Source organism: Rhodococcus sp. Q (assembly GCF_005503035.1).
In the GTDB taxonomy this organism is placed as follows: domain Bacteria; phylum Actinomycetota; class Actinomycetes; order Mycobacteriales; family Mycobacteriaceae; genus Rhodococcus_G.
The window spans coordinates 21,229-29,229 of record NZ_SCOY01000048.1 but is presented as its reverse complement, the minus strand read 5'-3'; the positions used below and the strand labels follow the sequence as shown (position 1 = coordinate 29,229).

Genomic DNA, 8,001 nt, shown 5'->3' with positions numbered 1-8,001 from the left:
GCGCCGAAGCACTTGCGCCCTGGGTCGAGTACTACAACACTCGACGACGCCACAGCGCACTCGGAGGGCTCCCGCCGGTCAGCCGCCTGACACCAACCTGATGGCCGGGTACATCTAGGCTCCTGCGTCGCACGTTGTGGCACGAGCTCGTGGAGCGGCAGGCGCGCACGCGCGTGGATGGAGGTCAGCGGTGATTCTCCTTGCTTCCATTGGCTGAACGTCAGTCGAACAGGCCGGGCTGGTCGGGGTGTCCGAACAGCTCGCCCTGCCGCGGCGGTGCTGAATTCCGTTGCGGCGCCGTATGTGCACGAGGTGTGTGCGGCAATGTGACGACCCGAAGTGCCGCGCGAAGCGCACCGACGGTTCGCTGCCAGGCGCCGGCCTCGTGCATGCAGATGTCGAACTCGTCGCGGTTGTCCGCGGCGGAGGCGTCATCGGCCGACCGATTCCAGGCGATCTCCTGCTCCTCGCAGATGCGCAGGTAGTCGAGGATGGCGTCGCGGTCGTGGCCGCAGACCTCGGCGACCTCGTCCGGGTCGAGGGTGCCTGCGCCGCTCGCGTCGAGCTGAATGAGAGTGAGCAGACTCGGCGGCAGGTCGGTGTCGTCGTCGGGCTCGCTGCTGTCCGGTTCGGATGCGTCGAGATCGTCGGGTGCGGTGCGGTTGCAGTACCGGCCGCCGAGGCCATCCTCGAACCTCTCGTCGAGGCGCTGAAGAAAGTCCTCCATGAGGTCGAGGTGATCGCACAGGTGCACACCGGAGAACGGCGCGGCGGGCAGGTCGATGATCGCGTTGACCTGATCCGACGCGAGAGTCAGCCGGATGAACGCGTACCGGGAGTTGAGTTCGGTGAGCACCTCGGAGGCGCGGGTGAGTCCGGTGACGTCTTGCAGCAACGGCACCAGGATCCGCACCTGAGGGCGCCCGTCATGCGGGATGACGTAGGAGGTGAACCCGCCCAGAGCGATCACGAAGTCGCCGTCGTCATCGGTGGCGGGTGCGGCGCCGAAATGGCCCGCGAGAACTCGCTCGACCGCGGCGTGCAGCTCTTCCGGATCACGAGGGAACTCGACGTCGGGCGGTTCCCACGCGTCGGATTCGATCGGCGGTTCCGACATCGCCCGCGTGAGTTCGAGTGGACCATCGGAGGTTCGGGCCTCCACGAAGCTCGGGTGGGCGACACCGGCCACCTCCCGCAGTACCGTCACGGAGGCAGCGGCCGCCCGATCCACGTGAAGCAGCGGGACTTCCAGGGAGAACCTGTCCGGCCGATCCTCTTCGGCCCAGCCGTCCGCGCACAGCAGGTCGAACAGCGAATGGTCGGTGGCCAGCGCATCCTGCTGGGCGGAACACACGACGCGGTCGCCGGTCAGGAAGTACTCCAATGTCACCAGCAGCGACTCACGATCCGCGGACAGCGCCCCGACGACGAGCACCTCGTCCCCGCCCATCGCCGCCAACCGGTCGGCCAGGGCTCCCCGGAACTCCCGCCACGCCTCATCGACCGCGCGGTCGAACTCGCCTCCATCAGACATCGGCCCCTCCTTCAACCCCGGACGTCGGGTCGACGCTATCGCGGGGTACCGACGGGGTGGCGATCGCAGGTGGTCGTCACTCACGGATTCCCGTGTGGGATCGTGGCCACGGCGATGCTCAGTGCCGGGAGCGTTTGGTGGCGAGCTGATCTCGCTCGTGAGCATCCTGTGGCAGGGTCGTATCCGTCCATTCGATTTGTGGAGGTGAGGAGTGAGTGCCGTGCATGGCCAATTCACTTCGCTGGTGGTCTGCGCGGGAGGCGGTGGGCTTGCGCTCGGCCTCGAACAGGCCGGATTCCTTCCCCGGCTCCTCCTGGACAATCGATCCGATGCGTGCGCGACCCTTCGCCTGAACCGCCCCGCATGGGACGTCCGCCAAGAGGATCTTCTCGACTTCGATCCTGTCGAGGAACAACAGGTGTACGACATCGACCTGCTCGCCGCGGGGCTGCCGAGGCTCAAGGCAACTGCAGCGGTCGCGCGTACCCGGGATGCGAGTGTGGAGCTCGAGCTGGTCCGGGCGACGACACTCCTGATGCACGGGGTGCAGCCGAGAGCGGTGCTGATCGACAACGTCCCCGACCTCGTCACCAGTGACGCATATGCCCCGATCCGAGCTGAAGTGGAGACCGAGCTGAAGCATCTCGGGTACTCGTTCCGCTGGCTCGTCGTCAACGCGGCCGACTTCGGTGTACCGCAGGATCGCAAGCATGGCGTGTTGGTCGCGTGCAAGGACCGGCAGCTCGACACATTCGAACTACCGGACTACCTCTCGGACATGAGGATGACGGTCGGGTACGCGCTCGTTGAGTCGATGGCCGCACGAGGGTGGTCGGGTGCACAGAACTGGGCCTCTCAGGCCGACGCGCTTGCCCCCACCTTGGTGGGAGGTTCGTGGGAGCGTGGGGGAGCCGACCTCGGTCCGACGGGATCGAAGCGGGCATGGGCGCGCATCGGGGTTGACGGCGCGACGGTCGCGGACGCGGTTCCGGGGCCGGACTTCGTGTGGGATCCGAGCCTCGGTCGTTCCAGCATGGTCAAGCTGACAGTCGACCAGGCGGCGATCCTGCAGGGGTTCCCGACCGACTGGCGGTTCGCAGGGAAGAAGACCTCGCGGTACCGGCAGGTGGGCAACGCCATGCCGCCGCCGTTGGCGAGGGCGCTGGGGCTGGCCGTCGCCGAGTTGCTGCAATAGCACGTCGACCTGTGGGCGGGCGTACGGCCTGCCTCCGCTATCGGTCGGTACCGCCCAATAAGCTGCACGCCATGGTCGCCACTCGATCCGCGTCGCGGAAGCAGCATCACATGGTTGACCTTTTTGCAGGTCCCGGTGGTCTAGATGTCGCCGCCCACTGGCTGGGTATTCGTGTGCACGGTGTGGAGTGGGACGCGGATGCGTGTGAGACGCGGCGTGCGGCAGGCCTCGGCACGGAGGAGGGCGACGTGCGCAACGTCGGCCCGGCAGACTTTCCCGACACCACGATCCTGGCCGGCGGGCCCCCCTGCCAGACGTACACGATGGCGGGCACGGGTGTCGGTCGTCGCGCGCTCGACGAGGTTCTGTCGTTCGTCAAGCGGATGGCGGTAGGGGAGGACGTGGACACCTGCATCGCAGGCCTGGACGACGAACGGACCGGGCTGGTCTTGCAGCCGTTGCGATGGATCCTCGAGGCGAACCGTCTCGGTATCCCGTACGACGCCGTCGTCCTCGAGCAGGTACCTGCAGTCCTACCCGTCTGGGAGGCGTATCGGGAGGTTCTCGAGGGGCTGGGCTATTCAGTCGATGTCGGAGTTCTCAAGACCGAGCAGTTTGGAGTTCCCCAGACTCGACGTCGAGCGATCCTGGTTGCCAACCGGAACCTCGAACCGCGGCTTCCTATGCCGACTCACCGCGAATATCGCAAGGGAGTGTCGAGAAGCGCGGGGGACCAGGCACTGTTGCCGTGGAACACGATGGGTGACGCACTGGATCGCCGAGACCCGTTCGTCGTCATTTCGAACTACGGTTCCGGTGGAGACCCCCGCGCGCGTGGCAGACGGACTTCCGGAGAGCCAGCGGCGACGGTCACCGGAAAGATCTCCCGGAATCGCGTCGTCGCGCTCGATCAGGCTGAACTTGAACGCTTTTCGAACGCCGAGGCCGGTCAGTTGCAGACGTTCCCGGCGGACTACCCGTGGTCGGGGCGAGCCGTGGCACAGCAGATCGGAAACGCGATCCCGCCCAGGCTCGCGGCGCAGGTCCTGGCGGCGGCGTTGGGCGTTGAACTCGATGCAGGTCTACTCGACAGTGCTGTGGCCTCATCGTGGCGTGACACGCGGTACGGCGTGCACCGTCCTGCCTCTCGCACGAGCTGACGAGCGCTACTACTCGTCCGTTTCGGTATCCGCAGCGTGTCGTGATCGCTTTCTCCGAGGTGCGTCCTCGAGCATCCCTTCGAACAACGACACGAGGGTCTCCATGGCATTCCTGTCTGCGGTTCCGTCGTCGGGGCCGTCGGGAAGAATGCCCCACAACACGGGTGGCATGTTCGCCGCAGCGTCGATCCAGTGCTGCAGCGCTTCGTCGTCGGGTGACGAATCCGGGGCGAGGACGTCGTAGACCAGGGTGCTGCCTGCAGTGTTGACCGCCGCTGAGAGCGCGTTGACGTGATCGCCGATGCGCGAGGTGTTTTCGTCGATCAGCCGCCCGACGACCTTGAGAATGGCGAGTGCGGTCGGCCGATGGTCGATCACGTCGAGACGAATCGTGGTGTTCAGGACGTCCTGTACCCGGCACGCGATCTCGACCGGTGCGTAGTCGCGGCCGTCCCGAAAGAGCTCGGCCGCCCACCACAGTCGGGAGAATGCCTGCGTGTAGTGGGGTCCGCTGAATCGAGCCGGTGGCGCCACGTCAGCACCCTTGTGTCGCCAGATGACGTAGTCCGGCGCGACGACCAGTGCGATGTAGTTCCACAACTCGCTGTTCGCGGCCTCGCTGCGGGTCATCCGAAGCGTCGCGTGCAGGCGCGGCGCCAGCCATTCGTCTGCGGCGGACCGCTTCCCGTCGAACCGATTCATCGCCTCGTCGAGGAGCACGCGAATCGGCTGTGCCCGCCACCGTGACTCCGACTCGTCCTGCAGCACTGCGGACTTCACCAGCGCCGCGACCGGCGGACTTTCGATGCCGGCCTGCACTCCGCGTCCGAGATGCTTCGTCACGGCCGAATTGGGGAGCAGTCCCACCATTCTGGGAACCTGCACGGAGCGGGTCACCGGGTACTCCTCGCATTGGACTGATGGACGGAGCGCACGGCGACGGTCAGGGTTCGGGTCAATCGGCTCCTGCGCCCGGCTGAGTACTGGATACGTGTCTGGATCTCGGCCCAGCCGATGCCGTCGGTGCGTCGACGCTCGATCTCGTACAGTGCGTCCGTCAGCTGCCGGTCCGGAATAACCTCCGGCAGCATGGTTTTCAGGACTGCCTCCCGCCATCCTCCGGGGAGTTGGGGCGTGCCGTCCTCGTCTTTGTCGAGATTGCTCACCGCCGAGTGGAACATCGCCGTCCACGCATCCTGAGCGATCTGGCTGGCCGCCAGGTCGCGGAGCAGCTTCTCCTCGCCGGAACCTGAGCCGCTGTTCATGAGTTCGACAAGACCCTCCACTGCAGTGGTGTTGAGGTACACGCGCGGAAGGTCGGCCGATGTGTCGACGATCCAGGCCGACTCCTTGTACGGCTTCAGCCAGGCGAGGGGACCGTCGCGGAAGTCCTCTTCGATGATTTCGACGTCTCGCTGTCGAACCGGTTTGGACGAGGTGAGGTCGACGAACCAGTCCTGTTCCGCACCACCGATTACTCGGCCTGCGACCCCGTCGACCTCTGCTGTCACCGTGAGTGAGAGATTCGCCCGTCGAGCATGCCGCGCATGGGACAGGTCGATGGTCCCTGTCCATTCGCCGCCCGTTTCCCGGGTCAACCTGACGGTGCTGCGTGCGTTGGTGGCCTTCTCCGTGAGAATCGCGAGGCATGACACGTCGCTCCAACTGCCTTCGGTGAGTTCTCGTTCGGGCACAGATGCTCGCAACGCCAGGCGGGCGGTATTCCACTTGGTACGTTCCGCCTCGTGCAACGCGACGGTCCGCTCCGGCTTGGAGACCTTGTTGTAGTGCAGGTCCTTTCCGTCGACGGTGACCGAGACCACGTCGAGATCGACGTCGCCGATCAGCGTGGGGTAGGAGTAGACCGGCTTCACGAGGCACCGCCACGGGCTCGGGGGACCTCGACGAGGAGGCGGGCGAATCGCCCCTGTACGGGGTGCGTGGACGGATCGGTGACCCCGACGAAGACCGCCTGCCGAACTCCCGTCTCGATCATGAGGTTCTCGCCGTCGACTTTGCACCCTTCCTCAGCGGTGAGATCGGACCAACGGACAGTGGGCCGCCCGCCCGAACGCACGTCGAACTTGGCGACCGGGGTGAGAAGCCACGGCGTATCGGATTCGGGCGTCTTGACCGTGACGGTCACCGTCCACGCGCCGGTGTCGCCCACGCGTCCCTGGATGTGTTGGACAGACGGTGCGCCTTGGGACGTTCGGCTACCGGAACTCGACTTCGTGTCCAGCTTCAGGAGTTCGCGTAGCACTTTCGGCCCGCGATTTCGGTCCTGCTCCCGTTGTCCGACGACGCCGCGCACGGCCTTGTCGATCTCCGAACGGAACTCCTTCAGGCGCGTGAGCGCACCCCTCTCGTACGACGAGGTGAGTTCCTCCGTCCGGTCCCACTTGTCGTGCTCGGGCGGCTCCGACGCGCGCAGGAAGGCTTCGGCTTCGACGACGTCCTCGTCGTCGCGGCCGGTGGCGTAACCGGCGAGCAGCACAGCCTGGAATGGTGGCGTTCCGAGCGGAATCTCGCGAGGGCGATGCTCCATGATCGTCATCCGATTGCCGCGCATACAGATGACCCGGTTGGTGGCGGCGGGAGTATCTCCCGCAGGGGTCACCAGCAGTACACAATCGTGTTGCCGACCCTTGTTTCTGCTGGAGCCCTGGCCCTTGCGGGGGGTGACGACGAGTGGAACGTACGCACGCGCAACCTGTTCCGCTGCGCTCAGCTCGGTGACAGTGTCGCCGTCCAGATAGGCGCGAAGGGCGCGGCTCAGCGAGGGATGCTGCTGATGCGGATCCACCCGTTGCGGGGCCACCACCACCTCGTCGTTGCGAAGGGTGCTGACATGCGCCTCCATGAGAGGCGAGGCGGACTTACCTCCGACCATTGCGGCCCAGAACCCGTCGGCGAGGGAGCGAACGAGTTTGTCGTGCATTTCCTCGAGGGTCTCGGCGTCACCCGACGCGTCGTGTGCTCCGACGATCAGGAACGACGTTCCCGGTGCAGACGTCCCACGATCGAGCCGCAGGCTCCGTGCATCCTCCTCGGTGGCCCACCACGATCTCGAGACGCCCTCGTGTTCGGGTTCGGTTTCGGGAATGCCGAACCACGCCGGTCCCGCATATGCGGCCTCGTCGACCTCGTGCCACGGCAGGTCGAGTCGGCCGATGACTCGACGGTCGGTGTGGCCCTCGTGCGGCTCGGAAAGGGTCGAGTTGATCAGGACGAGGCCGAACCGGCTTGTGGCCCACAGTGTTGCCTTGCCGAGGCCGTACGATCCGCCTGCCCTGCCCGCTGACTGCTTGTGGCTGTCGAGCTGACGCCGGACCACGGCGGCGAAGTTTCCGTTGTCGTACTCGGGGCCGTTCAGCCCGGATGCGTTGAAGTCGTCGATACGGAGCAGGACAAGTGCTCGACGCTCGTCCAGGTCGCTGAGCGCGGCCCGCAGGCTTCGGGACACTTTCTGTTCGGCGGCGGCGGCGCTGGCCAGGTGTGGGGCCAGCTCGTCCCATCGGACGGCCTTCATAAACGACGCGAGGTGCTCGCCCGTCAGCTCGTGCAGCGTGTAGTGGACACTCACCGGTGAAGTGGAATCGAGGCGTTCGTCCAGGGAGTTCTGGGTGGCCTCGCGTGCGAGGACGGACAGGTCGGCGTTGAACGCGAAGGCGGCGGCATTTCCGTACTCGCGGCCGCCGTCCGTGTGTGCGGGTCGGTGGTGCCACTGCAACGCTTGATCGGTGGCGGTGTCACCAGTGCTTGGCGGATCGCCGCCGAGGACGGCGATGATGCTGGCCTTCACCTCGTCGCGGGGTTGGGCGCGGCCGGTGATCCACGCGGACACAGCTGCACGAGTAACCCCAAGTCGCTCGGCAAGCTGAGCCTGGTTCATACCGACACCCTGGAGTCGCCGCCCAAGCCATGGCCCGAAGTCCTCGTGCGGGGCGGTCATCGTGTTTCTCCTGGAAGTTGCTGGCGCAGGTGTGCGCGGAGCCTATCAGCGCCTACCTCCGCAGAATTACTGTCGGTCAAACGAACGATACGGCGCGCGGATCTGTGTCGGATTTGTCGGTCGGTGAGTGCACAATTACGGCAAGTGGAGCCTGAGG

General features: G+C 66.0%; 7 protein-coding genes. 3 read left to right on the top strand and 4 right to left on the bottom strand.

What is annotated here, in order from left to right:
* Positions 1-101: integrase core domain-containing protein (locus FFS72_RS24870; protein ID WP_137873022.1), on the top strand; the 101-nt coding region annotated here is incomplete at its 5' end.
* 119 nt (positions 102-220) lie between these two features.
* Here the strand turns inward: FFS72_RS24870 and FFS72_RS24865 are convergent.
* Entirely contained in the window at positions 221-1,534 is a 1,314-nt protein-coding gene (locus FFS72_RS24865) for a T3SS (YopN, CesT) and YbjN peptide-binding chaperone 1 (RefSeq protein WP_137876455.1), read from the bottom strand.
* Between the two features lie 220 nt (positions 1,535-1,754).
* On the opposite strand from FFS72_RS24865, the gene FFS72_RS24860 reads away from it, so the two are divergent.
* Both FFS72_RS24860 and FFS72_RS24855 read left to right on the top strand, forming a co-directional pair.
* The gene (locus tag FFS72_RS24860; protein ID WP_137876454.1) at positions 1,755-2,729 is read left to right on the top strand and encodes a DNA cytosine methyltransferase; all 975 of its coding nucleotides are present in this window, start codon (positions 1,755-1,757) and stop codon (positions 2,727-2,729) included.
* A gap of 110 nt (positions 2,730-2,839) precedes the next feature.
* A complete protein-coding gene (locus FFS72_RS24855) occupies positions 2,840-3,889 on the top strand; it encodes a DNA cytosine methyltransferase (RefSeq protein ID WP_249353516.1) in 1,050 nt (349 codons plus the stop codon).
* A gap of 9 nt (positions 3,890-3,898) precedes the next feature.
* Here the strand turns inward: FFS72_RS24855 and FFS72_RS24850 are convergent, their stop codons facing one another.
* The 3 genes from FFS72_RS24850 to FFS72_RS24840 are packed head-to-tail and all read right to left on the bottom strand — an operon-like array spanning position 3,899 to position 7,844.
* Positions 3,899-4,786, bottom strand: coding sequence for a DUF6339 family protein (locus FFS72_RS24850; RefSeq protein ID WP_249353515.1), 888 nt, complete (start codon positions 4,784-4,786; stop codon positions 3,899-3,901).
* Positions 4,783-5,763, bottom strand: coding sequence for a hypothetical protein (locus FFS72_RS24845; RefSeq protein WP_137876452.1), 981 nt, complete (start codon positions 5,761-5,763; stop codon positions 4,783-4,785). Before FFS72_RS24845 ends, FFS72_RS24850 begins: the two co-directional genes overlap by 4 nt.
* A complete protein-coding gene (locus FFS72_RS24840; RefSeq protein ID WP_137876451.1) occupies positions 5,760-7,844 on the bottom strand; it encodes a helix-turn-helix domain-containing protein in 2,085 nt (694 codons plus the stop codon). Before FFS72_RS24840 ends, FFS72_RS24845 begins: the two co-directional genes overlap by 4 nt.
* Between the last annotated feature and the right edge of the window lie 157 nt (positions 7,845-8,001).

Excerpts from the sequence above, each read along its gene's own strand:
- FFS72_RS24840 (WP_137876451.1), bottom strand. The coding sequence starts at position 7,844 with ATGACCGCCCCGCACGAGGACTTCGGGCCATGGCTTGGGCGGCGACTC.
- FFS72_RS24855 (WP_249353516.1), top strand. The coding sequence starts at position 2,840 with ATGGTTGACCTTTTTGCAGGTCCCGGTGGTCTAGATGTCGCCGCCCAC.
- FFS72_RS24865 (WP_137876455.1), bottom strand. The coding sequence starts at position 1,534 with ATGTCTGATGGAGGCGAGTTCGACCGCGCGGTCGATGAGGCGTGGCGG.